This window comes from Ruminiclostridium papyrosolvens DSM 2782, assembly GCF_029318685.1.
GTDB lineage: Bacteria > Bacillota > Clostridia > Acetivibrionales > DSM-1351 > Ruminiclostridium > Ruminiclostridium papyrosolvens.
On record NZ_CP119677.1, the window covers coordinates 1,668,090 to 1,694,523 of the forward strand.

The following is a 26,434-nucleotide window of genomic DNA, read 5'->3' on the forward strand; positions in this document are numbered from 1 at the left end:
CTTCATTATCATAGGGGGTGCCTTGCTTGATAGATATACTATTTTCAACTATCTTTGATGTATTAAGCAATTTTTTTGTAATGATTGGCTACGTATCAAATGTGAATTCCTTCCCCCAGCCATTAAAACCGGAGGAGGAACAATACTATGTTGAGGCATACAAAAATGGTAGTGAGGATGCAAGAAATATTCTTATAGAAAGAAACTTGAGACTTGTTGCACACATTGTAAAAAAATACGGTTCGTGCGGCAGCGACAGTGATGATCTTATATCAATAGGTACTATTGGCCTAATTAAGGCAATATCTACATTCAACATGGATAAAGGAACCCGTCTTGCTACATATGCTGCCAGGTGCATAGAAAATGCTATTCTCACACAACGGAAACATTTTATATATGTTAAATATAGTACTCTGTCTTATCAGGGTCTTTCATATTAAATTCGGAGAATACCCTGTCACGGATTTTCAGAAAATCATGACTGGTTCTGTCACGTTTTCTCGCCAACGGAACACTGACAATTGACTTAATTTTGCCGGGATTAGGCGTCATAATAACAATCCTGTCAGCAAGAAATACAGCTTCTTCAATATCATGAGTAACAAAAATAATGGTCTTTTTTTGCTGTTCCCAGATATTTGAGATTTCATCCTGCATTTTAAGTCTTGTTAATGCATCCAAAGCACCGAAAGGCTCATCCATAAAAATAATTTCAGGGTCAACAGCCAGAGCACGGGCTATTGCAACACGCTGCTGCATACCGCCTGATAACTGGGAGGGGTGACTTTTGCTGAATTTCGAGAGTCCTACCAAATCAATGTATTTACTGGCGATATCATGTCTGTCTTTTTTTGATAGCTTTTTACTTTCCAAACCCAATTCTACATTTTTTTGCACCGACCTCCAAGGCAGAAGACCATAGTTCTGAAAAATGGTTACATTGCTGATGCAAGGCTCCAAGACCTGTTTGCCGTCTATTTCAATACTTCCGCTGTTAACCTTTTCAAAGCCTGCAACGGAGTTCAGAAGTGTAGTCTTACCGCAACCGCTTGGGCCAAGGAGGCATATAAACTCTCCTTTTTCAATTTGCAAGGATACGTGGTCCAAGGCTTTAAAAGTTGAATTATTTTGAAAATATTCCTTTGAAACATCCTTAATATCAATGAACATTGTTACCTCCAATAATTCCCCATCTTTTCAAGAGCTGCTTCTCTGCAAAACCTATAAAACTGTCCAAAACAAGTCCTATAAGCCCGATGGATAATATTCCTGCAAGTAATAAATCTGCCCTTAGATTGTTTCTTGCATCAATAATCATAAAACCTAATCCTGTCTGAGCTCCTACCATTTCACCTGCCACCAGAAACACCCAGGCTGTACCTAAAGCTATATGTAGACCGGATGCAATAACGGGAAAAGCGGAAGGGAGAATTATTTTAGTCAATAAATGAGGTTGGCCGATGCCAAAATTCTTTGCAACCTTAATATAGGTTTGGTCAACCTTTCCTACAGCATTTACAGTGGTTAAAAGTACGGGGAAAAATGCTGCAATGAAAATAATAATAATGGCAGGAAGGTCACCTATTCCAAAAAGAAGTACAATAAAAGGAAACCATGCTATGGGTGAAATAGGTCTTACCAATTGGACAACTGGATTAACAAAGCTCCACGCATTTCTGAACCAACCCAGAACAAGACCCAGTGTAATTCCTGCAAAGGCAGCCAGAAGATAGCCTATAAAAAATCTGTACATACTGGCCTTTACACCCGTAAAAAGAGTTCCTTCCGAAATAAGCTCTCCAAATCCCCTTCCAACATCAACAGGAGAGGGCAGCAGAGCTTGATTCCAGTGCCCCAAAGACACGGCTCCCTGCCATAAAAGCAATAATATTGTGAATGATACTAAAATATGAATCAGTTTCTTCATGAATTATTCTCCATTTTTATTTTTCTAAAAGGCTGGAATCTACAAAATCGTCATATGCCGGAGGATTTGAGGATATCCCGAATTCTTTGATCTTGGAAGTAAGGCTGTCATATGCTTCTCTGGTAATTTTAAGGTCGTTGTATGAAATCCATTTCATTGACAAATCCAGAACCTTGTCGTCAAGCTTTAGATACTTCTTGGCAATAGTATTTGCCTCATCCTTGTGAGAACCGATGTATTCACCTGCTTCACTATAACCTGATACCACATTTTTTGCTAAAGCTTTGTTGCTGCTGATAAACTTGTCGGATAAAACCAAAGAGCAGCATATTGAATCCTTCCACAGTTCATTGGATTCAAAAAGTACTTTTCCTGTGTTCAGAGCCACGGACTTTGCACCAAAGGGCTCTGCAACACTATATCCCGCTATTTGGCCTTGAGCGAGAGCCGCAGGCATTTCCGGAGGAGGAAGTTCAACAATATTTACATCCTTGTAAGATAGTCCGGCATTTTTAAGCATTTGTCCCAAAAGGATATTATGAGAAGATTGTCTATGGGGAATGGCAAATTTCTTTCCTTTTAAATCCGTCACATTATTAATATTTTTGGATACAACTACAACGTTACCGTCCTTATGTCCCAGTGCTACCGCTTTAACGCCAACACCCTGCTCTTTTGCTTTCATGGCAAGCTCTATAAGCACCGAAGCCCCGTCAACATGCCCTGTGTTCAGGGCGTCCATCAATTCAGGCCATGAACCGTACTTGACCAGATCAATTTTATATTTTTGCCCGGCTTTATCCGTTAATTCATTTTCTACAAACACAGGAAGTGCGTGAGTAATAGGAAGGTAGGCGATTTTAACGGCTTTTACATCTGCTGCAGATTTTCCACAGGCTGCAGTACCTGCAATTAGTCCAAAAACTAAAGCTGCTGCAATAAACTTTTTAAATTTCATAGTTATTCCTCCATATAATCATTTTAATCCCATCCCAGAGCTTTTCTCTGCTGCTTGAGGTTATTGACAATCTCATGTGCCAATTCTGTGTGATTAACATTGACAATCATTTTTGAACCCAAAATGTCTTTGGTTCCATTACTCATAAATTCTGTAACATTATCTGAGCCTTGAGTGGGTGCATATACACAATGGTAAGAATCAATCCCCAGCAATCTGAAACTAAGAGCCGCACAGATTCCTTTTTCGTTAGACCATTCGGGACTGGCAAAAGCATAGGGCATATCTTTGATGTAAATATCCGAAGTCTCAGCTACAGCCTTAAAAAGTGCGGATGCTCTTGCATTATCCAAACATTCTCCCATATGCCATACGGGGGGAAGCTCCTTTAAAAATCCTTTCAAGCTGTCCCCTGTGCGCTCCAATGCCGAAGCAGAGCAGTACCCGAGTTTCATAAGAGGAAAGGAAGCACACCCGTTAGTCAGAACCAGAACATTATTCTCCAGAAGAATGTCCGTAAGCTCAACAATAGCTTTTTCATATACAATACGTGGATTATTGCAGCCAACAAGATTAACAATACCGAGAATTTCTCCTCTTTTCAGCGCTTCTGCAATAGGCTTTACGCTTCCGAAATGTTTATTGATATATTCAACGGAAAAACCTACTTCTGCTTCAATTTCATACGGCGGAATATAAACAGGAACCTCTCTTCTCTGGGTAAAGCTTTCAATAGCTCTGTTCAGAATCTTTGCTGCAAGTTCAGCAGTCTGATTCATATTAGAGTGGTGATGGTCAAAACCGTAATGCTCTGCGCCGGGCAATCTTGCAGAGTCATTTGTGGTAACAACAGTTGTTTTAAAACATCGTGCAACCTCCATGATGGAAGGAAAAACATCCTGAACATCAGCTACCCATAAATCCAAGGCCCCTGTTCCCAGAACAAGTTCAGCCCCGATAGCATTAGAAAGGGGAATAACCCCTCCATACCTGTACATTGCAGAAAGTCCTGAACAGCAAATGCCGTAAAACTTGATTCCCAAAGCACCGTTTTGTTTTGCAAGCTCTTGAAACTCATCTGAATTACCAAGCTTTACAATTTCACTTACCAAAATCGGAGAGTGACCATGAATTGCAATATTAACATAGCCTTTTTCCAAAGCACCTATATTAACTTTTGAAGTACTTCTTACAGGCAGTCCGAACAGGCTGTCCATAGCAATGGAGGAGCCCAGAACACAGGACCATGCAAAGGCTATACCTGTACGCAGCATTTGTTTCATTATATTATTCCAATCACTGTCATTACCCGTACCTGTTCTGTTAAGACTCTCAAAGACTTCGTGGTAAGGACTGATAGGAAGAATATCAAGTTCACTCCATACTTTAATTCGTTCCTTTGCAGCAAATGCATTGAGAGTACGGTGTGGGCCCGGAAGAGTTCTGGACAAATCCTCCAGAAGAATATCCGCAATTAGTCCGGCAAGTTCCTTAATGCTTTTATTTTCAGTGTCAATACCGAATGCTTTGGCGGTGGCTAATACTTTACTTTCTCCCTCAATAGAAATATTGATTAAACCTTCAGAGGCGTACTTCAAAGCCAGCATACTTTCACGGCCTCTTCCGCCGTGTTCTGCGGCGCCTGCAGCTACACTTCTTAGAAGATTTCTTGCTACAATTACATCAGCATCAGCTCCACAGACCCCTTTGGGACTCTTTTTGGTGATTTTACACGGCCCCATGTTGCATATTTTGCAGCAAACTCCTGCAAGGCCAAAGCTACACTGGGGCTTTTGAGCATCAAACCTGTCAAAAACAGTCTCACACCCTTTTTCCTCCATATATAAAAGCATAGCTTTTACAGCAGGGTCTGGTGTTTGTTCAAGAACGTCCTTTTTAGAAGCAAAACTCTTTCGGTATTCAGCTACGGCAGTTGCATAATCGTTGCAGCCGGAATCATTATGATGATGATTTTCTGAATGATCAAATTTTGCATGATGATATCTAAAATCCATTATATGCTCTCTCCTTAATAATCCATAGAAATCCGGTAAAAATAGTATGAATTGATTATAATAAGTGAATAATAAAAAGTCAATGATATTTTTATATAATTCATATATAATTACTATGTAATTAAAAGAATTCTCTTAAACACATTTGTACGAGTAGTACTGTCATATAGTTAAACAGCAACTAAATCATGGAGTTCTCAGAATGGGGAAGCATAAAAATGAATATGAAATTATTATTTTTACTCCTGAGAAGAATGAACAAGAAATGTATCTGAAAAATGAAATAGGGAGAGCATATGGTGAATTTATAATTAAACATCTGATTAATTCAGAAATTCCTGATAAACAAATTTCTAGTATCTTTAGAAAAATAATAAAAGAAATCAGGTGATTTATTTATGAGGGCTGCAATCTATTCCAGAAAAAGCAGGTTTACAGGGAGAGGAGAGAGTATAGAAAATCAGATTCAAATGTGTAAAGAGTATGCCATAAACAATATTGGATTAACAGAAAATGATTTTGTAATTTTTGAAGACGAAGGATTTTCGGGAGGAAATACAAACAGACCGGAGTTCAGGCAAATGATGCGGGAAGCACGAAGCAAAAAAATCGACATAGTAATTTGCTACAGGTTGGATCGTATAAGCAGAAACGTATCTGATTTTTCTCAGCTCATAAATGAACTTGAAAAATATAAAGTGAGCTTTATTTCTGTTAAGGAACAGTTTGATACAACAAAACCAATGGGTAGGGCTATGATGTATATAGCATCGGTTTTTTCTCAGTTGGAAAGAGAGACTATTGCGGAAAGAATAAGAGACAATATGCTGCAGCTTGCAAAAACAGGAAGATGGTTGGGTGGTGTTACCCCCACCGGTTATAAATCCGAAATGCTCAATAAAAAGGATTCGTCTTTGAAACAAACAAGAATTTTCAGGCTTAAAGTCATTCCTGAAGAAGCCGAACTTGTAAAAGAAATTTATGATAAATTTATTATTTTCAAATCACTGACCAAGGTAGAAAAAAGTCTTCTTGAAAACAGACTTACAACAAAAAACGGTGTGGATTTTTCAAGGTTCTCTCTGAGATTTTTACTTACAAATCCTGTATATGCAATTGCTGATGGGGCTCTGTACCGCTATTTATCAGAGCAGGGGTATGAAATATATTCTGACATAAAGGAATTCAACGGTGTTAACGGGCTTATGGCCTACAACAAAACAAGGCAGGGCAAAAACACATCCGGTGACAAGTACAGAGAGCCGAAGGAGTGGATAATAGCCGTAGGAATGCACCCGGGAATCATACCTTCAGGTAAATGGATAGAAGTTCAGGAAGTGTTGCAGCGTAACAAAAGCAAAGCTTACAGGAACGTTAAAAGTACCAATGCACTTCTGTCGGGGATACTAAAATGTGAAAACTGCGGTAGCTTTATGAGGCCTAAAATCATGACAAGGCTGGATTCGGAAGGGGAAAAAGTTTATTACTATATTTGTGAATTAAAGGAAAAAAGTAATAAAACACGCTGCGATGCTCCAAATATAAACGGTAATATATTGGATTCCTTAATACTTGAAAGACTTATCAGCATCATAAATGACTATCCTCCGGCAGTTAATCCCGGATTATTATTGACTCTGAATTATAATACACAGGCTGCTAAAAATCCTGAAATAAAGCTAATAAGAGGAAAACTCGCATCAGCAGAAACAGAAATGAAGAACCTTATTAAACTTGCAGCCAAGCAGGCAGACGAAAAGGTACAATCCTTGATATTAAAGCGTATGGAGAATATAGCAAAAAATATCAATATATACACAAACAAAATAAAACAGTTGGATGGTGTACAGGAACAAACGGACCTTGAAGAACATAACGAAGAAAAAATAATACAAATGTTGTCAGACCCCGGTTACTGCATTATGAATCTAATAGATATAAAGCAAAAAAGAGAGCTTTTAAAAAGTGCAATTGAATTTATTGCATGGGACGGCAGACAGGTGAAGGTTTGGCTTAACTACGGTAGAATGTTGCCGGAGTGTAAGGATTGCAAATGAGATTCTAATGCAAATCAGAGCATCCAAGAAAATTCAGAATGAAGTTTCACTGCAAGACCCTATAGGTGTTGATAAAGAGGGTAATGAAATAACATGTTCATGTTGTATACCTTGTTGCAACTCGCTAGCTTAAGTCGTGATGACTTTTTACCACCTATTCTGTGAAAAATCCATTTAAATTAAGTATATTAATTGGTAAACTGAATTAAAGTACAATTAAACTGTTAAAGGGGCGCTTATTACGATTAAATCATTTTCTATGTCACAGGTGAAGCTGATTGATCCTTATTTGGTAAATGCATTCAAAAAGGAAATAGAGTATCTGGAAGCCTTCGACTGCGACAAACTATTATCCTGCTTTTATATTACAAAAGGCCTTACACCTAAAGCGGAAAACTACCGGGGATGGGAGAATACAGAAATCAGAGGACACACCATGGGGCACTATCTGACGGCTTTGGCACAAGCTTATTCTGCTACTAATGATAGCAAAATATATGAACGGCTGCAATATTTGATGAAGGAGCTTTCTTTGTGTCAATTTGAAAGTGGGTATCTATCTGCATTTCCTGAGGAGTTTTTTGACAGGGTTGAAAACAGAAAACCTATATGGGTACCTTGGTATACAATGCATAAAATAATTACAGGGCTAATATCTGTATATAAACTCGCTAAAATTGAAACAGCACTAAAAATAGTTTCCCGACTGGGAGAATGGGTATTTAGCAGAACTGACAAATGGACACCTGAAATACATGCAAATGTTTTGGCTGTGGAATACGGTGGTATGAACGATTGCATGTATGAACTTTATAAGATATCAGGAAATGAAAAACACTGTACTGCTGCCCATATGTTTGATGAAATAGAGCTTTTCAAGGAAATTCATGACGGAAAAGATATACTTAACAACAGGCACGCAAATACTACAATACCAAAATTTTTGGGTGCTTTGAACCGTTATCTGGCTATTGGAGAAGAGGAACAGTTCTATCTTGATACATGTAAAGAGTTCTGGAGTATTGTAACAAATAACCATAGCTATGTTACAGGAGGAAACAGTGAATGGGAACATTTCGGCGAACCTGGTATTCTGGATGCAGAGCGTACTTCAACTAATTGTGAAACCTGCAATACCTATAATATGCTTAAAATGACAAGAGAGTTGTTTAAAATTACCGGGAACAAAAAATATGCCGATTTTTATGAAAATACCTTTACCAATGCAATATTATCCTCACAAAACCCTGATACAGGAATGACTATGTACTTTCAACCCATGGAAACTGGTTATTTCAAGGTTTATGGTAAACCTTTCGAGCATTTTTGGTGCTGTACCGGAACAGGTATGGAAAATTTCACTAAATTAAATAACAGTATTTATTTTTATGAAGAAGACAGGCTGTACGTTAATATGTATTACTCCACGGAGTTAAACTGGGAGGAAAAGGGGGTAAAGCTTACTCAGAATTCTGATATACCCGGTACTGACAGGGCTGGTTTTACAATCAAAGCAGAAACAGGAGCAGAGTTCACATTATGTATGCGTATTCCTACCTGGGCAAAGGGAGTAAAAATCAATGTAAATAATAATTTAAGCATATTCACAGAAGAAAGAGGTTATGCACTAATTCACCGCACTTGGAAAGATAATGATACTGTTGAAATCATTTTTAAAATTGAACCCCAACTGTCAACTTTACCCGATAATCCAAATGCAGTTGCATTTACTTACGGGCCGGTTGTATTAAGCGCCGGACTTGGGGCAGATGAAATGGAAGAGTCAACTACCGGAGTTATGGTAACAATTCCAAGCAAGCATGTGGAAATAAAAGATTATTTAGTTATTATGAATCAAAGCGTTGATGAATGGAAAAAGGATATTGCATTGAACCTTAAAAAAGCCGAGGGCAAACTGGAGTTCCGGCTAAATGGTACCGACGAAGATGGAAGGCTGGTTTTTACCCCTCATTACAGACAGCATAGCCAGAGGTACGGAATATATTGGCTTCTTGTGGAGGATGGTTCAGATGAGCTGAACAAATACATTGATGAGAAGAAAAAAGTTGAAGACATCAAATCGGCAGAGATAGACAGCATACAGATTGGCAATGACCAATATGAACTGTCCCATGGTATTGAGGGCCAATATACAGAGTCAGGCGATAGGGATGGATTCCATTATAGATTTGCAAAACAGAAGGGCTGGTTCAGTTATAACTTAAAGGCTAGAAATCATGAGAACTCTTTTCTGCAAATTAATTATATGCCGGCAGACTGTAAAGCGGGTTTTGATATATTAATAAATGATACTCTGCTTTCACGGGAAGTTATAGGAGAAACTCCTTGGAATAAAACAGTTTCCAAGATATACCATATCCCAAAAGAATTGATTGGTGACAGAGATTATGTCACTGTTAAAATCATGGCTTCAGAGAAGGAAGCAACTGCAAGGGTAATTGATATTCTTCGTACAATGAAAGCAGTGTAAATAAGATGATGTTTGATATTCAGTAATTGCTATGACATAAGGGGTTGAATCGAATTTCTTTTGAAACAGCCTCCTTATATCATTTATTACCATTATAAAAATCCTGCCCATGTTACCTAAATGTTTTGTGCCATGGCATGAAAGGGAGGACACTGTATTTTAGGATACAATGCGATTTTAAAATCATCAGCTCCTGCATCGGGTTCTTTGCTATATACTACTTTATCCAGTACTGATTTTATAAGCAGATTTTTATCCGAAGGAGAATCCATTTTTATATAGGCATCTAAAACACTTCTAAGTTTAATGATATAATCCTGATTAGCTGTAAGCTTCAGTTCAATATCATGTAATTGCCTTTCCGATTCTGACATAGAATTGTCTATTTGAGTGATTTTTCCCGAGATATAGTTTGTTCTTTCCGTAAAGGTGTCTATATCATATATGCCTTGTTCCAATAAATCAAAGGCCTTAACTTTTTGCTGTTCCAGTGTTTTTAGTTCATTTTCCAACGATGTTATATTTTTTTTAATTAGTAAGGATTTTGTTGGCTCTCTCATTTGGGATGTTTTTTTTGCACTGAGCAGCATGTTGGAATAATAGCTTTCAAGTCTCTCAAGCAATAAGTTTTCTACGGTTATAAACTTGTTGCTTTTCTGGCCGCAGCTTTTGGGGCACATAATTCTAGGGGCTTTGTTTGCTACAGGACGTTGAATCATTTTGCTGCCGCAAATGCCGCAAATAACAATACCTGCAAGAGGATTCGCAATACGGTTTTTAAGCTGATAGGGTACATGATATTTCTGAGCCAGAATTTCCTGAGCCTTTAGATATATTGATTCTTCTATTATTGCTTTATGCTTTCCATTGCATACAATCCATTCGTCAGCGGGTCTGGTATATGTGTCTCTCTTTTTTCCGGATTCTTTCGACTTGCGAATGCATTTTTTCTTCCAGACAAGTTTCCCGATGTAAATGGGGTTTTTAATCAAATTAGTTATGGTGGATTTTTCCCACTCGGCGCCTGTATATGATTTTATACCCAGTTGGTTAAGCTCGTTGGCAATTTTACTGCAGCCCATGTTTTCATTTACGTACCCGTTAAATATCATTTTTACAACATCTGCTTGTTGTGAATTTGGTGTTAATGTTCTGGTGTTTTTATCGATTCTTAAAACATCATATCCATATGGAGGTCTCGTTGCAATATAATTTCCTTCTTCAACCGAATTAATTCTGCCTCGCTGCATTCGTCGGTTAATCATTTTATATTCTTTACGACTCATAAAGGCTTCAAATTCACTATATTCCTCATCAAATTCGTCATTGAGGTCGTAAATTTTTTTGGGTGTGATTATTTTAGTATTAGATTTTTTAAAGGCCTTTAGAATAAGCCCCTGCTCTTCCATGTCACCACGTCCGAGCCTTTGAATATCCATTACAAGCACACCGTCACAGGCACCGGCTTCTACATCTTTTAATGTAGCAAGCATTGCAGGCCTGAAAAATAATTCTTCTCCGGATACAAGTTCTTCATGGATATTTAAAATTGTAAGCCCGTTTTCTTTTGCATATCTTAATAGGGCTTTGCGATGTCTGGCAAGGGTTTCACCATTTCCTAATGTCTTTTCCAGCTCTTCATCAGATCTTGATTTCCTCAGGTAGATATCAACTATCATTTAAGCATATTCCCTTCTTTTAAGTTTGAATATCCTTATTTCCAGTTTATACACTTAAAACAATATATAGACTTGTATCTACCAATGAAATAATCATTGAATAATGTACAAACAATTCAAAATAGGTATATAGTGGAGGTGAATTTCAGTGGCGATAGCAGTGATTATCCCACCAAAGATAACACCTGAAGAAAACGAGAAAAGCATTAAAGAACTGGAGAGAGTTTTATCAAATATTTTTAAATGTGAGATAGATATCTCTTTCACTAACAGCATAAAGAGTCATTCTACATAACAAATTTTTTTATAGGGTTTAAAAAGTATACAATATGAAGAAGTCAACGAAATAACATTGATAGACTTAATAAGTAATGATTCCGAGTCCGTAGTGGATGAAGTTGAATTGAAAATGCAGGTTAAAAAACTGTATAGTAAAATGAAAGGTACTTTGAAAAACAGGGAAAAGGTAGTCTTAGAATTAAGATACGGACTCCTTAACGGCTCAAGTAAAACTCAGAGAGAAATAGCTAAAATGTTGGGAATCTCCAGATCCTACGTATCAAGAATAGAAAAGAAAGCAATAAAAAAATTAAGCAAAGAGCTGAAACCGGAGGGCTGCCATTAATGGCAGCCTTTTGGATGTAACGATAGCAATAACTAAATATAATGACTCAATTACACAATATAAGTTTGTATACCGGTATTCAAAAGTTGCATATAATGGCTTTCAGGGGTAGAATGTATGTGAAAAATGTCGAAAATTAATTACAATACAGAAGGCCGTGATAACACTTTGTATACAAAAAAGGATTTATTACGCCTCTTTTTTCCTGCTCTTACCGAACAGTTTCTTTCTACGGCAATAGGTGTAGTAAATACTATGATGGTAAGCGGATTAGGGGCATTTGCAGTATCGGCAGTGGGCATAGTAGATTCTATAAACTTTGTAGTTATGAATCTTTTTGTTGCTGTGTCCACAGGTGCTACAGTTACTATAGCACAGCATTTGGGAGCTTCAAACAGAGGAGATGCTTCAAAGACTGCGGCTCAGGCAATTACGGCTGTTCTTTTAATGTCCACAATTGCAGGACTTGGTCTCTACATATTCGGAAACCAGATAATAAATTTTCTTTTTGGAGATGCCGAATACGCCGTTAAATCAGCGGCAAGAACATATATGATTTGTTCAGCTATATCGTATCCGATACTGGGACTCTTTGACGTATGTACAGGTATATCAAGGGCCAGTAATAATTTCAGGGCATCAATGTTTGCAGTTGTTGCATCAAATATGGTTAATTTTATGGTGGGGGCCCTGTTGATTTTTGTATTTGATTTCGGGGTACTGGGAGCCGGCATCGGCCTGATTTGCGCAAGACTAACCGGAGCAATTATCGTGGTATTTTCGTTATTTAAGTCACATCATTTGGATGTTTTTCGCAGTTCATTTAGAATAACTTCAAAAATCTTAAAGCCTGTTTTATATATTGGACTTCCGGCAGGGATAGACAGTCTTGTCTTTAACGGAGGAAAACTTCTGGTGCAGACAATAGTGGCATCCCTTGGAACCTCGGCACTTGCTGCAAACAGTATTGCAAGCTCTACAAATTCACTGCTGAACATACCCGGAAATGCAATAACAATAGTTGCTGTTACGGTTGTGGGGCATTATGCCGGAGCAGGATTAAAAGAGGATTTGAACAAAATTATTAAGAAGCTCATGGTTTATACAATGGTGCTTTTAGGTGCTGTTTCTCTGGCCTTTTTCCCGTTTGTACACCATTTTCTGAAATTGTATTCTCCGGCACCGGATGTGGCAAGCCTTGCTTTGCATATAACATATCTTACACTTATATGTATACCTATTTTCTGGCCGGCTGCTTTTCTCCTTCCGGCATGTCTGAGAAGTACAAGAGATGTTGTATTTGTAACAGTTATTTCCATAATGAGTATGTGGCTCATAAGAGTTTTCGGGGGCTATATGTTAGTAAAGTATACAAGCCTTGGCCTTATGGGAATATGGGTGGCATGGTGCTTTGACTGGGTCACAAGGGGAATTCCTTTTCTTGGAAGAGTGGTTGCAAGACGATATGAGAGATATTTACCAAAAACAGAAGCTGAGGTATCTTCTTAAAAAAATATTTAAAAAGATTGATAAATAATTTTCAATGTGTTATACTATCAAACGGCAAAATACACACGCATTTTTAAGTTAAAGTGTCGGACAGGTTCCGATAAAACGTGAATGCGGAGGTATTAACTTTAACGGAGGTGTTTATATTATGGCAGTTATTTCAATGAAACAACTTTTGGAGGCAGGTGTTCACTTTGGTCATCAGACTAGAAGATGGAACCCTAAGATGGCAGAATATATCTTTACGGAGCGTAACGGTATATACATCATAGACCTTCAGAAAACAGTAAAAAAGGTTGACGATGCATACTTCTTCATCAGAGAAGTAGCTATGAACGGACAGGATGTATTGTTCGTTGGAACTAAGAAACAAGCACAGGATTCAATTAAGGAAGAAGCTGAAAGAAGCGGACAGTTCTTTGTAAACAACAGATGGTTGGGCGGAATGCTTACAAACTTCAAGACTATTACAAAGAGAATCAACAGATTGAATCAGTTGACTGCTATGGAAGCAGACGGAACTTTCGATGTACTTCCTAAGAAGGAAGTTAGCAAGCTGAAGAAGGAAATGGCTGATCTCGAAAAGAATCTTGGCGGAATCAAGAACATGAAGAAGCTTCCTGGCGCAATGTTTGTTGTTGACCCAAGGAAGGAAAGAAATGCTATTCTTGAAGCAAAGAGACTTGGTATCCCGGTTGTAGCTATTGTTGATACAAACTGTGATCCTGATGAAGTTGATTTTGTAATTCCCGGTAATGACGATGCAATCAGAGCTGTTAAGCTTATTGCTGCTAAAATGGCTGATGCTGTTATAGAAGGACGTCAGGGAGAACAACTTTCAGAAACTCCTGCTGAAACAGCTGAAGTAGCTGAAGAAGCACAAGTAGCTGTAGAAGCTGCAGAATAATTTGAATAAAAAAGGGTATATTATCAGGCATAGCCTGATAATATCCTTATGTTTACAATAAAACGATAATTAAATATTAGTCTTATTTTAATATAGGATAATACGGTTTGGAGGATTCAAAGATGATTACTGCTGAAATGGTAAAGCAGCTCCGCGAAAGAACCGGAGCAGGAATGATGGACTGCAAAAGAGCACTCAATGATGCAAACGGAGATGCTGAAAAAGCTATCGAATTGTTAAGAGAAAAGGGTCTCTCTGCTGCAGCTAAGAAAGCGGGAAGAATTGCTGCTGAAGGTTTGGTTGAGGCTTATATACACGGCGACGGAAGAATTGGTGTTCTTGTTGAAGTAAATATTGAAACAGATTTTGCTGCAAGAGGAGACGAATTCAAACAGTTCGTAAAGGATATTGCAATGCAGATAGCTGCAAGCAAGCCTGAATTTGTTAAGAAAGAAGATGTTCCTGCTTCAGTTATTGAAAGCGAAAAGGAAATATTAAGAGCTCAAGCAAGAAATGAAGGAAAACCTGAAAAGATAATAGATAAAATGGTTGAAGGCAGAATTGAAAAGTTCTATGCTGAAAACTGTTTGATGGAACAAGCATTTATAAAAGATCCTGATATGACAGTTGGACAGTTATTAACTGAAAAGATAGCTCATATCGGTGAAAATATTTCAATCAGAAGGTTTGCAAGATTTGAAAGAGGCGAAGGTATCGAAAAGAAAGATGAAAACTTTGCTGATGAAGTAATGAAACAAATAAATGGTTAATATAAAAGGGAACATATTCATTGTATGTTCCCTTTATTCGGGCCTTTTTTGAAAATAAACATAAAATATGTAATAAATTTACTACATATATGTATTCGCAACGATTACATATATTACGATTTGAACGGGGGAAATATCCATGAGCGAACTAAAATATAAGAGAATAATGTTAAAAATCAGTGGAGAAGCACTTGCAGGTGATAAGGGACAAGGTATTGATACCGACACAGTAAACGAAATATGTGAAAGAATATCAGTAGTATACAAAATGGGTGCTGAAATAGCTATTGTAGTAGGCGGAGGCAATTTCTGGAGAGGCAGAAGCGGAAAAGGTATGGACAGAACAACTGCCGACCATATGGGAATGCTTGCAACAGTCATTAATTCTCTTGGATTGCAGGATGCACTTGAATCTAGAGATATTCCCGTGAGAGTTCAGACTGCTATTGAAATGAGGCAGATTGCTGAACCTTATGTAAGAAGAAAAGCTGTAAGGCATCTTGAAAAGAAGAGAATAGTTATATTTGCATGTGGAATGGGAAATCCTTATTTTTCAACGGACACAGCGGCAGCATTAAGAGCAGCCGAGATAGATGCCGAAGCAATATTAATGGCAAAGAATGTAGACGGAATTTATGATTCTGATCCGTCACAAAATGTTAATGCAGTAAAATACGACAAGCTCAGCTATCAGGAATATATGAACAAAGGACTTTGTGCAATTGACCTGACAGCCGCTTCATTTTGTAAAGATAATGCTATACCAACACTGGTTTTCGGTCTTAATGATCCGGATAACATAATCAGAGCTGTAAAAGGTGAAGAGATTGGTACTACTATATATTGAAATCCTTCATAAATAAAGGTATTATATAAGTATTAATTTAAGGAGGAGTTTTATGGATAAGGAACTTTACAAGCCAATCGAAGAAAAAATGAAAAAAACCATAAATGTATTAAAGGACAATCTTGCTGGAATCAGAGCAGGAAGAGCGAATCCTGCAATATTGGATAAACTCACAATTGATTATTATGGTGCAGCCACTCCTATTCAGCAGATTGCAACAGTGTCAGTACCTGAAGCCAGAGTTATTTTAATTCAGCCATGGGAAGCAAAACTGTTAAAAGACATTGAGAAGGAAATTCAGAAATCTGACATAGGAATCAACCCAAACAATGACGGCAAAGTTATAAGGCTTGTTTTTCCTGCATTAACAGAAGAAAGACGTAAAGAACTTACAAAGCAGGCAAAAAAAGAAGGCGAAGAATCAAAAGTTGCCATAAGGTCAATCAGAAGAGATTCTATTGAAGGCATGAAGTCAAAGAAAAAGAACGGCGAAATCACAGAAGACGATTTAAAGGATGCAGAAAAGGATATACAAAACCTTACTGACAGATATATTGCCGACATTGACAAGATTATTGAAGCCAAAGATAAGGAAATAATGGAGGTATAACTTCATTGGGTTATACGGAAATAAATGAAAGCAATGGTTGTACAGAGGATGAAGAGGTTCACATGACCTCTTTCTGTAACAGCCTTATCGGATATACAGTGGGAGATGCGCTTAAAGCGGCCGGTGACAGGGGATATCCCGTCGATGGTATTTTTATTTCATCACCGCCTAAAATCAATATTACTGAATATGATGATACATTCAGAGTAATAAGAGTTAAGACTCTTAACAATAAAAGTTTAAATTTACTTGTTTGCAAACCCCTCTAAATTGAGGGGTTATTTTCAATAATCGTTACGCTTTTTATGCAAATACATATAAAATAGGAGTTGGAAAAATATATGGGGTTTTTTGATAAGATATTCCCCCAAAAGAAAATAGACAATAATTTTCAATGTATTCCGCAGCATATAGCTATAATTCCTGACGGAAACGGAAGATGGGCAAAAAAGAGAAGCTTGCCCAGAAACGTTGGACATAAAGAAGGCTCAATGACTCTTAAAAAGGTTGTCATTTATTGCTCAAAGGTTGGAGTTAAACATTTAACGGTTTATGCCTTTTCTACCGAGAATTGGAAAAGACCGCAAAGTGAAGTTGATGCACTTATGGGCCTGCTTTTGGAATTTCTTCGCAATGCAGAAAGAGAACTGGCAGGAAGTAATGTAAGAATAAGGGTTATTGGAGATATTAACGGACTTCCTGAGGAACTGCAAAATGAAATTGCTAGAGTTGAAAAGATGACAAGCATAAATAACGGATTGAATCTAAATATTGCCCTTAACTATGGCTCAAGGTTTGAGATATTATATGCAGTTAAAAAAATAGCTAAGGAAATTAAAGACGGAAAACTATCAATAGATGATATAGATGAAAATCAGATGGAACAGCATTTGTATACCAAAGGTATACCTGAGCCTGACTTACTCATCAGAACCAGCGGTGAGCAGAGAATCAGTAATTATCTGCTATGGCAATGTGCTTATACAGAGTTCTGGTTTACCGATACACTATGGCCTGATTTTAACGAGAGTCATATTGCCGAGGCAATAAAAGCTTTTGAGAAAAGAAATCGTCGGTATGGCGGAATAGAAAATTAATCACACGGAACATGAATATACTTATTCATGCAGTGTTTTATAACATGGAGGGTTCTTATGGCAAGAACAAGGATAATAAGCGGACTGGTTGGATTGGTGTTATTAATTGGAGTACTGTATATGGGTTCTATTGTACTGGGAATTGCAGTAAGTATTATAGCTGCAATCGGTTTATATGAATTTTATAATTCCATATCCAAAACAAAAGGAATACATCCTATAAAAATAGTAGGTTACTTGTCTATTGTTCCTTTATTGCTTTTGGGACTTGAAAAGACTGGTTGGTATAGTTTGGATTTGGGTACCATGACAGGTATGTCTGTTTGCCTTATTATTTTTGTAAGCATGGCAGTTATTGTATTCGGACATAAAAAATACAATATCGTAGATGTTTGTGCAACAGCTTTTGGTATAGCATATATTCCATTTCTTATGAGCTTTTTGATTATGCTTAGAAACATGGAATACGGAAACATACTCATTTGGTTGATTTTTATAGGAGCATGGGGAACTGACACACTTGCTTATACCTTCGGAAGATTGTTCGGCAAAAGGAAAATAATACCCGAAATAAGCCCCAAAAAAACACTGGCGGGAGCAATAGGCGGAATACTGGGATGTATTTTTCTCATGATAGTCTTCGGTGTTATTGTCAGAAATTATTTTGGTCTGAGTATAAGTTATGTTGCATTGATTTTATTGGGATTATTATGCGGAACTATATCTCAGATAGGTGATTGGGCTGCATCGGCTATAAAAAGATATGTAAATGTAAAAGATTTTGGGAATATAATGCCGGGACACGGCGGAGTACTTGACAGGTTTGACAGCATATTATTTGTTGCTCCTGTAATATATTACGTATTAGTTCTATTTATAAAATAATTAAGAGCTTTTCTTAGGTTATGGTGGTGTGACAATGGCAAAAATTATATCCATAATAGGTTCAACAGGTTCAATAGGCAGGCAAACCTTAGAGGCGGCGAAAAACCTTGGGGTCAAAGTTGCTGCGTTATCAGCCAATTCCAATATAGAGCTTTTGGAAAAGCAGGTACGTGAATTCAAGCCTGATATTGCTTCTGTAGGGAATACCGAGTTGGCAAAAGAGATGTCATACAGATTGGGTGATACAGGCGTAGAAGTGGTATGGGGACAGGAAGGTATGAAAAGAGTTGTAGAGCACTCTGAAGTTGATACCGTAGTTACTTCTGTAGTTGGAACAGCAGGTTTGATACCCACAATGCATGCTATCAGGCATAAAAAAAATATAGCACTTGCAAACAAGGAGACACTTGTAACTGCAGGTCAGCTGGTGATGGAAGAGGCAAAAAAGAATAATGTAAATATCTTTCCTGTTGACAGTGAACACTCAGCTATATACCAGTGCCTTTTGGGGAATAAAGACAAACAGGTAGAAAAAATAATAATAACTGCTTCAGGTGGTCCTTTTAGGGGTAAGAAAATAGAAGAACTCAAAAATATAACACCTATGCAGGCATTAAAACATCCAAACTGGAGTATGGGAAACAAGATAACAATTGATTCTGCAACTCTTATGAACAAAGGACTTGAGGTAATAGAGGCAAAATGGCTGTTCCAGAGGGATTTGGACAGTATTCAGGTTTTGGTGCATCCCCAGAGTATTATACATTCGATGGTACAATATGTGGATGGCTCCGTTATGGCTCAACTTGGTTCCCCTGACATGAGGATACCTATACAGCTGGCATTAACCTATCCGGACAGATGCCAAAATGATTTTAATAAACTTGATTTTCTCAAATGTCCTCCTTTGACCTTTGAAGAGCCGGACATAGCTACCTTCAAGTGTCTTCGTCTGGCATACTCGTCATTGGAGACAGGTGGGACAATGGCTGCGGCAATGAATGCTGCAAATGAGATTGCAGTTGCGGCATTTCTGGATAATCGTATAGGCTTTACTGAAATTGCGGATACAATAGAAAGGGTAATGCAAAAACACAATGTGAATATTTGTCCTTGCATGGATGATATAATAGAAGTAGACTGTTGGGCAAGGGAAACAGCAAAACAACTTATAATTTAAATAAATCTGCCGATTTCGGCTTATGGAGGATTGTATGGGAATTTTACTGGCTATATTGGCCTTAAGCTTTTTAATAATAATTCATGAATTGGGTCATTTCTTAGTTGCAAAGGCATTCAATGTAAAAGTTAATGAATTTTCACTCTTTATGGGGCCTAAAATCTTTAGTTTTGTCAGAGGTGAAACAACCTACTCTTTAAGACTAATTCCATTAGGCGGATATGTAAAAATGGAAGGTGAAGAAGAAGCTTCTGAGGATGACAGGGCGTTTAACAGAAAACCAATAGGTGTAAGAGCTGCAATAATAGCGGCGGGGCCTATAATGAACATAATTATAGCAGTTGTATTTGCATTTATAATTATGGCTCACTCAGGTTTTTATACAAACCAGGTCAAGACAGTTTTAGCAGGTTCTGCAGGTGAGAAGGCAGGGATTCAGGTTGGTGACGTACTTGAAAAATATAATGGGAAAAATATATATCAGGTAAATGACCTTGAGATATTTGCCTACCCTCTTACCAACGAGAGCATAGACCTTCAGTTAAAAAGAAACGGTGAAAGTAAAAATATTAGTTTCAAACCCGACAGAATGTCCGGATATAAGCTGGGCTTTTCACCTAAAGCAGAAAATGGCAATGATTCAAATGTAGTTGCAAACGTAAGCAGCAAATCTCCGGCAAAAAAGGCAGGAGTTAAGGATGGAGACAGGATTGTAAAGCTTAACGGAACACCTGTTAATTCCCGTCAGGATATAGCAAGTGCTCTGGACAAGATAAAGTTGAATAATGTTACCATAACAGTCAACAGAAACGGTAAGGATGTTAATTTGACTCCTGTAGTACCTATGCAGGGTAAAAACCCGGAATACTATGCAATAGGGGTTGACTTCAATCATGCAAAAAGCGGAATATTTGCAACTTTGGGGCAATCAGTAAAATACAATATATCTATTGCAAGATCAATATATTACTCAATCGGATGGCTGTTTACGGGTACAGTTCCGGCAAGTGACCTTATGGGGCCTGTAGGAATTACTACTACAATAAAAGATGTAGTGCAACAGGGGCCGTCAGTAATGGATAAACTATTAAACCTCTTATCGTTTACTGCTATGATTAGTTTGAACCTTGGATTGGTAAATCTTATACCATTTCCGGCGCTGGACGGAAGCAAGCTGGTACTTCTTCTTGTTGAGGGTATCCGTAAGAAACCACTGAGTCCTGAGAGAGAAGCGCTAATATCCATGATAGGCTTTGTATTTCTTATAATGCTAATGATATATGCAACCTTTAATGATATATTAAGAATAGGAAGAGGATAGGGTTTTAAATTGGAAGATTATATACAAAGAAAGAAAACCAAAAAAATAAGAGTTGGAGATATCTTCGTTGGAGGAGATTCTCCAATCTCTGTTCAATCTATGACAAATACTGATACAAGGGACATTAAGGCTACCGTTGACCAGATAAAGAGCCTTGAAGCTGCCGGATGTGATATAGTCCGGCTGGCAATTCTTGACAATGAAGCTGCAACTGCAATAGGCGAAATAAAAAAACTTGTAAAAATTCCTCTTGTTGCTGATATTCATTATGATTACAGACTTGCAGTAGAATGTATGAAAAACGGCGTAGACAAAATAAGACTCAATCCGGGTAATATCGGAGGAAATGACAGGGTTAAAATAGTAGCAGGTATGGCGAAGGAGAGAGGAATACCTATCAGAATAGGTGTTAACTCCGGCTCAGTTGAGAAAGGTATTCTGGATAAATTCGGCGGTGTAACAGCTGAGGGAATGGTGGAAAGTGCTTTGGCTCATGTAGCTATGCTGGAAAATGTAGATTTTAATGACATAGCAATATCCATTAAGGCTTCCAGTGTACCAATGACAATAGCTGCTTACAGGCTGCTGTCTGAAAAGTGTTCATATCCTTTACATGTAGGAGTTACAGAAGCAGGTACGGTATATAAAGGAACTATAAAATCCTCAGTTGGTATAGGCTGTCTTCTTGCAGAGGGAATCGGGGATACCATCAGAGTTTCATTGACGGGAGACCCTGTTGAAGAAATAAAAGCAGGAAAGCAGATACTGAAGTCTCTGGGATTATTGAGAGAAGGCATAGAGATAGTTTCATGTCCCACCTGTGGGAGAACTCAGGTTAATCTTATAGATATAGCAAACAGCATCGAGCCTTTGTTGGAAAAAATGGATAAAAATATTAAAGTGGCAATTATGGGGTGTGCCGTAAACGGCCCAGGAGAAGCTAAGGATGCCGATATTGGTATTGCAGGTGGTGTAAATGAGGTTTTGCTGTTTAAAAAGGGTCGTATAATAAGAAAAATTCCTCAGGAAAATGTTGTTGAGGAATTGCTAAAAGAGATAAGTCAAATGTAGTTTGGGGCCGGATAATATATAGAACGTAAATGCGAGGCACAAAAAGATTTGGATAAAATGGGGTCAAGCTATGGAAAATACAAATAATACAAATAAATATTTATGTGATTTATTCCCCGGTGAAATGGATTTTGACGGGGAATTTTCTACATTAAAGCAATTAAAAGTAGAAAGAATGAGCGTTTTTATAAAGGACAGCAAGATTGAGATACATACTACAAGTTCTGATATTGTCAGTATTGCTCTTATTATAAAAGCGGAAGAACGTCTCAAGCAAAAGCTCGGAGCGCCAAATCTCACTTTAAAAGTAAAATGCATCAGGAATTGCAGTATTGAGGAGTACCTGAGCAGCATGTGGAGTGAGCTTGTAATGATGCTTACTTCAAAGGTAGCATTATGCAGAGGTATCCTTCCCGGCTCTAAATATGAACTTTCCGGTAATAAAATAATAATAAATCTGCTGACATCAGGATCTGATATATTAAAAGCACAAAACTGCCATTTAATGTTAGAACAGCATATAAAGGATACAATAGGCCAGAATGTAAAGGTTGAATTCTGTGATATTCATGTTGACCATGCCAAAATTGAAGAGTATGTTGCTGAAAAAGTTAAGATTGAGGCAAAAGTAGTAAGTTCAGCCATAACTGCTCTCCCTTCAGACCAGAAACAGAAGAAGCAGGAATTCAGGTCATCGGGGTCGGGAGAAATGCCTGTAAGGGGAGTAATAGCAGGAAAGCCCTTTACTGACAGTATAATGAACATATCAGAAGTAACGCCTGATTCCGGAAAGGTCGCTATAGCAGGAGAAGTCTTTAAAACAGAGTCCAGAGAAATAAGAGGCGGTAAATTCATATACATATTTGATGTTACTGATTACACCAGTTCTGTTACCGTAAAAATGTTCGTTGAAAAGAAGGACTTTGCTAATATATCAGAGAGAATAACAGAAGGTGTTTGTTTACGTATACGTGGAGAAGCCCAGTATGATAAATTTTCAAAAGAACTTACTATAATGGCATTTGACATAACTGAAACAGAAAAAGAAATAAGGCACGATGATGCCGAGGAAAAGCGGGTTGAACTTCACCTGCATACTCAAATGAGTTCAATGGACGGAGTAACCCCGGTAAAAGAACTGGTAAAGCGTGCTGCCCAATGGGGACACAAGGCAATAGCCATTACAGACCACGGTATAGTTCAGGCCTATCCTGATGCGTATGCAGCATCCAAGAAAAACAATATTAAGGTGATTTACGGACTTGAGTGTTATCTTCTGGATGACAGTGTACCTATAGTATATGATATGAAAGAACATTCTCTGGAAGATGATTTTGTAGTATTTGACATAGAAACAACAGGCTTAAATCCTCATCAGGACAAAATTACCGAAATTGGTGCAGTCAAGGTCAGAAACGGTCAGATTGTTGACCGGTTCAGTGCCTTTGTAAATCCTGGGGTTTCAATTCCAAGCTTTATAGTTAAATTGACAGGTATCACTGATGATATGGTAAAGGACGCACCGCCTGTTGAACAGGTTTTGAATGAATTCATGGAATTTATCCAAGGGAGTGTTCTGGTAGCACACAATGCTAACTTTGATGTGGGCTTCATAAAGCAAAATGCAAAATTAATGGGTGAAAAGGTTAAAAACCCATATATAGATACATTAGAGCTGTGCAGGAAAATGTTTCCTGAGCTTGGCAGGTACAAACTCAATATAGTTGCAAAGCATTTGAAAATTGAATTGGAAAATCATCACAGAGCAGTTGATGACTCAATGGCTACGGCTAAAATATTTATGCATTGTATAAATATACTTAAAGAAAAAGGCTGTAAAACCATAAAGGATATACAGAATGCATTTGATGGAGAGATAAACCTTAAAGCCAGTTCCTATCATGCAATTATTCTGGTAAAGAACAAGGTGGGCCTTAAAAATCTGTATAAAATAGTTTCTCAATCCCACTTAAAGTACTTTTACAAAAAGCCCAGAGTACCTAAAAAACTTCTAATGGAATACAGAGAGGGACTTATTCTGGGAAGTGCCTGTGAAGCAGGGGAGCTATACAGAGCTATACTAAACAACAAAAGTGAAGAAGAGATATCTAAAATAGTCCGATTTTACGATTATCTTGAAATACAACCCTTGGGGAACAACCAATTTCTGATAAATAACGGGAAAGTTTCCTCTCAGGAAGAATTAAAGAAAATAAATAAAAAAATCATCAGACTTGGAGAAAGGCATAGAAAGCTGGTAGTTGCCACTTGTGACGTTCACTTTATGGACCCGAGGGATGAGGTGTTCCGAAGAATACTAATGGCGGGACGGGGATTCACAGACGCTGACAATCAAGCACCCCTCTATTTAAGAACAACCGATGAAATGCTAGAGGAGTTCAGCTACCTTGGTGAGGAAAAAGCCAGGGAAGTAGTAATAGAAAACACAAATCTCATTGCCGATATGATTGAGAGCATTGCCCCGGTGCTTGAGGGAACGTATCCACCGAATATAGAGGGTGCGGAGCAGGACATAGAAAATATGGCCATGACCCGTGCAAAAGAGATTTATGGAGAAGATTTACCGGAGGTTGTGGCACAGAGACTTGAAAAAGAGTTGAATTCCATTATAAAAAATGGGTTTGCTGTTATGTACCTCATAGCACAAAAGCTGGTTTCCAAGTCCCTGAGTGACGGTTATCTGGTTGGTTCCAGAGGTTCTGTAGGTTCATCTTTTGTAGCAAATATGTCAGGTATAACCGAAGTTAATTCTTTGCAGCCTCATTATGTATGTGAGAAGTGCAAATATTCCGAATTTGTTCTTGACGGTACATATGACTGTGGATTTGATATGCCTGAAAAGGAATGTCCCAATTGCGGTAACAAGCTTAAAAAAGACGGCTATGATATTCCCTTTGAAACCTTCCTTGGCTTTGACGGTGACAAGGAGCCTGATATTGACTTAAACTTTTCAGGGGATTATCAGCCTGTGGCACACAAATATACAGAGGAACTTTTCGGAGAGGGCTATGTATTCAGAGCCGGTACTATAGCATCAGTTGCCGAAAAAACTGCATACGGATATGTTAAGAATTATCTGGATGAAAGAGAAATAATTGTAACAAACTCTGAAATAAACAGATTGGTAAAAGGTTGTACGGGAATAAAGAGAACTACTGGACAGCATCCCGGAGGAATAATGATAGTGCCAAAGGATAAGGAAATATTTGATTTTTCGCCAATACAAAGGCCTGCGGATGATACACAGTCAGAAATAATAACTACTCACTTTGACTATCACTTTCTTCATGGGAGTATACTAAAGCTTGATATTCTGGGGCACGATGATCCTACGGTAATTAGAATGCTTGAAGATTTAACGGGAGTGGATGCAACAACAATCCCAATAGGTGAGGAAAAAACCATGAGTTTGTTCAATTCCACAGAGGCTCTTGGTGTGAAGCCCGAAGATATAGGAAGCGAAACAGGAACCTTTGCTATTCCTGAGTTTGGAACTAAGTTTGTAAGACAAATGCTTATGGACACCAAGCCCCGGTCTTTTTCAGAATTGATTAGAATATCAGGTCTTTCACACGGTACCGACGTTTGGCTTAATAACGCACAGGAGTTAATCAGAAATGGAATTACAACGCTATCACAGAGCATATGCTGTCGTGATGATATCATGATTTACCTGATGCACGCAGGACTTCCTCCAAAGACAGCCTTCAAAATAATGGAGGATGTACGTAAGGGAAAAGGTGTAAAAGATGAGTATGAAGTCGTAATGAAAGAGAATAAGGTTCCTGATTGGTATATTCAATCATGTAAGAAAATAAAGTACATGTTCCCCAAGGCTCATGCTGCTGCGTACGTTATGATGGCGTTCAGAATAGCCTGGTTCAAGGTATATTATCCTGAAGCCTTCTATACAACTTACTTTACGGTAAGAGCCGATGATTTTGATGCTGAAATGATGGCTCACGGACAGGATAAGGTAAGGAATAAAATAAAGGAATTTGAAATGAAAGGCAATAACATTACTACAAAAGAGAAAAATGTCCTTACCATACTTGAAGTTGTAAATGAGATGTACGCAAGAGGAATAAATTTCCTTCCTATACACTTATATCTTTCTGAGGCAACTAAATTCAGAATTGAAGATAAAGGTATAAGGCCCCCGTTGAATGCACTTCAGGGCTTGGGAGGAGCTGCAGCACAGAACATTGTTGAGGCACGCAAAAATGGTGAATTCCTGTCAATTGATGAGCTGAGGACCAAAGCGAAAATCAGCAAATCCGTTATTGAAATACTGGAAAGAAATAACGTATTGGAAGGAATGCCGGAGAGTAACCAACTTTGTTTATTTTAATAAAACAAGCACTAAAAAGTACCTTAAATAGTAGCAATTTTTTATAAAACAGCAATAAATTGTTGATAATTAGAAATAATAGTGATATAATACACTAGGATAGAGGTTTA

The 26,434-nt window shown here is 37.8% G+C and carries 22 protein-coding genes and 2 pseudogenes; 19 read left to right on the top strand and 5 right to left on the bottom strand.

The window, feature by feature from the left end; genetic code table 11:
• The first annotated feature begins 17 nt into the window (after positions 1–17).
• On the top strand, positions 18–443 hold the full coding sequence (locus P0092_RS07445) for a sigma-70 family RNA polymerase sigma factor (RefSeq protein ID WP_242831793.1): 426 nt from the start codon (positions 18–20) through the stop codon (positions 441–443).
• Here the strand turns inward: P0092_RS07445 and P0092_RS07450 are convergent.
• From P0092_RS07450 to cooS, 4 genes are read right to left on the bottom strand one after another with little or no spacing between them, the layout of a single operon-like run.
• The gene (locus tag P0092_RS07450) at positions 403–1,173 is read right to left on the bottom strand and encodes an ABC transporter ATP-binding protein (protein WP_004621033.1); all 771 of its coding nucleotides are present in this window, start codon (positions 1,171–1,173) and stop codon (positions 403–405) included. The two genes, P0092_RS07445 and P0092_RS07450, sit on opposite strands and share 41 nt — an antisense overlap.
• Positions 1,163–1,930, bottom strand: a complete 768-nt coding sequence (locus tag P0092_RS07455) for an ABC transporter permease (protein ID WP_004621034.1) — start codon at positions 1,928–1,930, stop codon at positions 1,163–1,165. The genes P0092_RS07450 and P0092_RS07455 overlap by 11 nt, the downstream gene beginning before the upstream one ends.
• 16 nt (positions 1,931–1,946) lie before the next feature.
• Positions 1,947–2,888, bottom strand: coding sequence for an ABC transporter substrate-binding protein (locus tag P0092_RS07460; protein WP_004621035.1), 942 nt, complete (start codon positions 2,886–2,888; stop codon positions 1,947–1,949).
• A gap of 23 nt (positions 2,889–2,911) precedes the next feature.
• On the bottom strand, positions 2,912–4,903 hold the full coding sequence (gene cooS, locus P0092_RS07465) for an anaerobic carbon-monoxide dehydrogenase catalytic subunit (RefSeq protein WP_004621036.1): 1,992 nt from the start codon (positions 4,901–4,903) through the stop codon (positions 2,912–2,914).
• 202 nt (positions 4,904–5,105) lie between these two features.
• On the opposite strand from cooS, the gene P0092_RS07470 reads away from it, so the two are divergent.
• From P0092_RS07470 to P0092_RS07485, 4 genes and pseudogenes are all read left to right on the top strand, one after another.
• Complete coding sequence (locus P0092_RS07470; RefSeq protein WP_004621037.1) at positions 5,106–5,294, top strand: hypothetical protein; 189 nt, start codon at positions 5,106–5,108, stop codon at positions 5,292–5,294.
• Between the two features lie 7 nt (positions 5,295–5,301).
• On the top strand, positions 5,302–6,960 hold the full coding sequence (locus P0092_RS07475) for a recombinase family protein (protein ID WP_004621038.1): 1,659 nt from the start codon (positions 5,302–5,304) through the stop codon (positions 6,958–6,960).
• A pseudogene (locus tag P0092_RS07480) lies at positions 6,950–7,054 on the top strand (RNA polymerase subunit sigma); the annotation flags it as partial. The gene P0092_RS07475 and the pseudogene P0092_RS07480, both read left to right, overlap by 11 nt.
• A 165-nt stretch (positions 7,055–7,219) precedes the next feature.
• Positions 7,220–9,451, top strand: a complete 2,232-nt coding sequence (locus tag P0092_RS07485) for a beta-L-arabinofuranosidase domain-containing protein (protein WP_004621039.1) — start codon at positions 7,220–7,222, stop codon at positions 9,449–9,451.
• 116 nt (positions 9,452–9,567) lie between these two features.
• Here P0092_RS07485 and P0092_RS07490 read toward each other — a convergent pair whose 3' ends face one another.
• Positions 9,568–11,130: a recombinase family protein gene (locus tag P0092_RS07490; protein ID WP_004621040.1), complete on the bottom strand. Its 1,563-nt coding sequence runs from the start codon at positions 11,128–11,130 to the stop codon at positions 9,568–9,570.
• A gap of 148 nt (positions 11,131–11,278) precedes the next feature.
• Between P0092_RS07490 and P0092_RS07495 the strand changes: the two genes are divergently transcribed.
• The 14 genes and pseudogenes from P0092_RS07495 (at position 11,279) to P0092_RS07560 (ending at position 26,324) form a co-directional block, all read left to right on the top strand.
• Positions 11,279–11,425 (top strand): hypothetical protein, encoded by a 147-nt coding sequence (locus P0092_RS07495; protein WP_004621041.1) that lies wholly within the window; start codon positions 11,279–11,281, stop codon positions 11,423–11,425.
• Positions 11,426–11,461: 36 nt separating this feature from the next.
• A pseudogene (locus P0092_RS07500) lies at positions 11,462–11,755 on the top strand (sigma-70 family RNA polymerase sigma factor); the annotation flags it as partial.
• A gap of 126 nt (positions 11,756–11,881) precedes the next feature.
• Complete coding sequence (locus P0092_RS07505) at positions 11,882–13,264, top strand: MATE family efflux transporter (RefSeq protein ID WP_004621042.1); 1,383 nt, start codon at positions 11,882–11,884, stop codon at positions 13,262–13,264.
• A 148-nt stretch (positions 13,265–13,412) separates the two neighbouring features.
• On the top strand, positions 13,413–14,171 hold the full coding sequence (rpsB, locus tag P0092_RS07510) for a 30S ribosomal protein S2 (RefSeq protein ID WP_004621043.1): 759 nt from the start codon (positions 13,413–13,415) through the stop codon (positions 14,169–14,171).
• Between the two features lie 122 nt (positions 14,172–14,293).
• Complete coding sequence (gene tsf, locus P0092_RS07515) at positions 14,294–14,941, top strand: translation elongation factor Ts (protein ID WP_004621044.1); 648 nt, start codon at positions 14,294–14,296, stop codon at positions 14,939–14,941.
• Between the two features lie 139 nt (positions 14,942–15,080).
• Positions 15,081–15,788 (top strand): UMP kinase, encoded by a 708-nt coding sequence (gene pyrH / locus P0092_RS07520; protein WP_004621045.1) that lies wholly within the window; start codon positions 15,081–15,083, stop codon positions 15,786–15,788.
• Between the two features lie 52 nt (positions 15,789–15,840).
• Entirely contained in the window at positions 15,841–16,398 is a 558-nt protein-coding gene (frr, locus tag P0092_RS07525) for a ribosome recycling factor (RefSeq protein WP_004621046.1), read from the top strand.
• A gap of 5 nt (positions 16,399–16,403) precedes the next feature.
• Complete coding sequence (locus tag P0092_RS07530; RefSeq protein WP_004621047.1) at positions 16,404–16,667, top strand: hypothetical protein; 264 nt, start codon at positions 16,404–16,406, stop codon at positions 16,665–16,667.
• Positions 16,668–16,739: 72 nt separating this feature from the next.
• On the top strand, positions 16,740–17,495 hold the full coding sequence (locus P0092_RS07535; protein ID WP_004621048.1) for an isoprenyl transferase: 756 nt from the start codon (positions 16,740–16,742) through the stop codon (positions 17,493–17,495).
• 57 nt (positions 17,496–17,552) lie between these two features.
• A complete protein-coding gene (locus tag P0092_RS07540) occupies positions 17,553–18,380 on the top strand; it encodes a phosphatidate cytidylyltransferase (RefSeq protein ID WP_004621049.1) in 828 nt (275 codons plus the stop codon).
• A 34-nt stretch (positions 18,381–18,414) separates the two neighbouring features.
• Positions 18,415–19,560: a 1-deoxy-D-xylulose-5-phosphate reductoisomerase gene (locus P0092_RS07545; protein WP_004621050.1), complete on the top strand. Its 1,146-nt coding sequence runs from the start codon at positions 18,415–18,417 to the stop codon at positions 19,558–19,560.
• A 34-nt stretch (positions 19,561–19,594) separates the two neighbouring features.
• Positions 19,595–20,881 (top strand): RIP metalloprotease RseP, encoded by a 1,287-nt coding sequence (gene rseP / locus P0092_RS07550; protein ID WP_004621051.1) that lies wholly within the window; start codon positions 19,595–19,597, stop codon positions 20,879–20,881.
• A 21-nt stretch (positions 20,882–20,902) separates the two neighbouring features.
• Positions 20,903–21,952, top strand: a complete 1,050-nt coding sequence (ispG, locus tag P0092_RS07555; RefSeq protein WP_479692061.1) for a flavodoxin-dependent (E)-4-hydroxy-3-methylbut-2-enyl-diphosphate synthase — start codon at positions 20,903–20,905, stop codon at positions 21,950–21,952.
• 70 nt (positions 21,953–22,022) lie between these two features.
• Positions 22,023–26,324, top strand: coding sequence for a PolC-type DNA polymerase III (locus P0092_RS07560; protein WP_004621053.1), 4,302 nt, complete (start codon positions 22,023–22,025; stop codon positions 26,322–26,324).
• The last annotated feature ends 110 nt before the right edge of the window (positions 26,325–26,434 follow it).

Excerpts from the sequence above, each read along its gene's own strand:
- P0092_RS07485 (WP_004621039.1), top strand. The coding sequence starts at position 7,220 with ATGTCACAGGTGAAGCTGATTGATCCTTATTTGGTAAATGCATTCAAA.
- rseP (WP_004621051.1), top strand. The coding sequence starts at position 19,595 with ATGGGAATTTTACTGGCTATATTGGCCTTAAGCTTTTTAATAATAATT.
- P0092_RS07490 (WP_004621040.1), bottom strand. The coding sequence starts at position 11,130 with ATGATAGTTGATATCTACCTGAGGAAATCAAGATCTGATGAAGAGCTG.
- pyrH (WP_004621045.1), top strand. The coding sequence starts at position 15,081 with ATGAGCGAACTAAAATATAAGAGAATAATGTTAAAAATCAGTGGAGAA.
- P0092_RS07545 (WP_004621050.1), top strand. The coding sequence starts at position 18,415 with ATGGCAAAAATTATATCCATAATAGGTTCAACAGGTTCAATAGGCAGG.
- P0092_RS07505 (WP_004621042.1), top strand. The coding sequence starts at position 11,882 with ATGTCGAAAATTAATTACAATACAGAAGGCCGTGATAACACTTTGTAT.
- P0092_RS07455 (WP_004621034.1), bottom strand. The coding sequence starts at position 1,930 with ATGAAGAAACTGATTCATATTTTAGTATCATTCACAATATTATTGCTT.
- P0092_RS07460 (WP_004621035.1), bottom strand. The coding sequence starts at position 2,888 with ATGAAATTTAAAAAGTTTATTGCAGCAGCTTTAGTTTTTGGACTAATT.
- P0092_RS07560 (WP_004621053.1), top strand. The coding sequence starts at position 22,023 with ATGGAAAATACAAATAATACAAATAAATATTTATGTGATTTATTCCCC.
- cooS (WP_004621036.1), bottom strand. The coding sequence starts at position 4,903 with ATGGATTTTAGATATCATCATGCAAAATTTGATCATTCAGAAAATCAT.
- tsf (WP_004621044.1), top strand. The coding sequence starts at position 14,294 with ATGATTACTGCTGAAATGGTAAAGCAGCTCCGCGAAAGAACCGGAGCA.
- P0092_RS07470 (WP_004621037.1), top strand. The coding sequence starts at position 5,106 with ATGGGGAAGCATAAAAATGAATATGAAATTATTATTTTTACTCCTGAG.
- P0092_RS07450 (WP_004621033.1), bottom strand. The coding sequence starts at position 1,173 with ATGTTCATTGATATTAAGGATGTTTCAAAGGAATATTTTCAAAATAAT.
- P0092_RS07540 (WP_004621049.1), top strand. The coding sequence starts at position 17,553 with ATGGCAAGAACAAGGATAATAAGCGGACTGGTTGGATTGGTGTTATTA.
- P0092_RS07475 (WP_004621038.1), top strand. The coding sequence starts at position 5,302 with ATGAGGGCTGCAATCTATTCCAGAAAAAGCAGGTTTACAGGGAGAGGA.
- rpsB (WP_004621043.1), top strand. The coding sequence starts at position 13,413 with ATGGCAGTTATTTCAATGAAACAACTTTTGGAGGCAGGTGTTCACTTT.
- frr (WP_004621046.1), top strand. The coding sequence starts at position 15,841 with ATGGATAAGGAACTTTACAAGCCAATCGAAGAAAAAATGAAAAAAACC.
- P0092_RS07535 (WP_004621048.1), top strand. The coding sequence starts at position 16,740 with ATGGGGTTTTTTGATAAGATATTCCCCCAAAAGAAAATAGACAATAAT.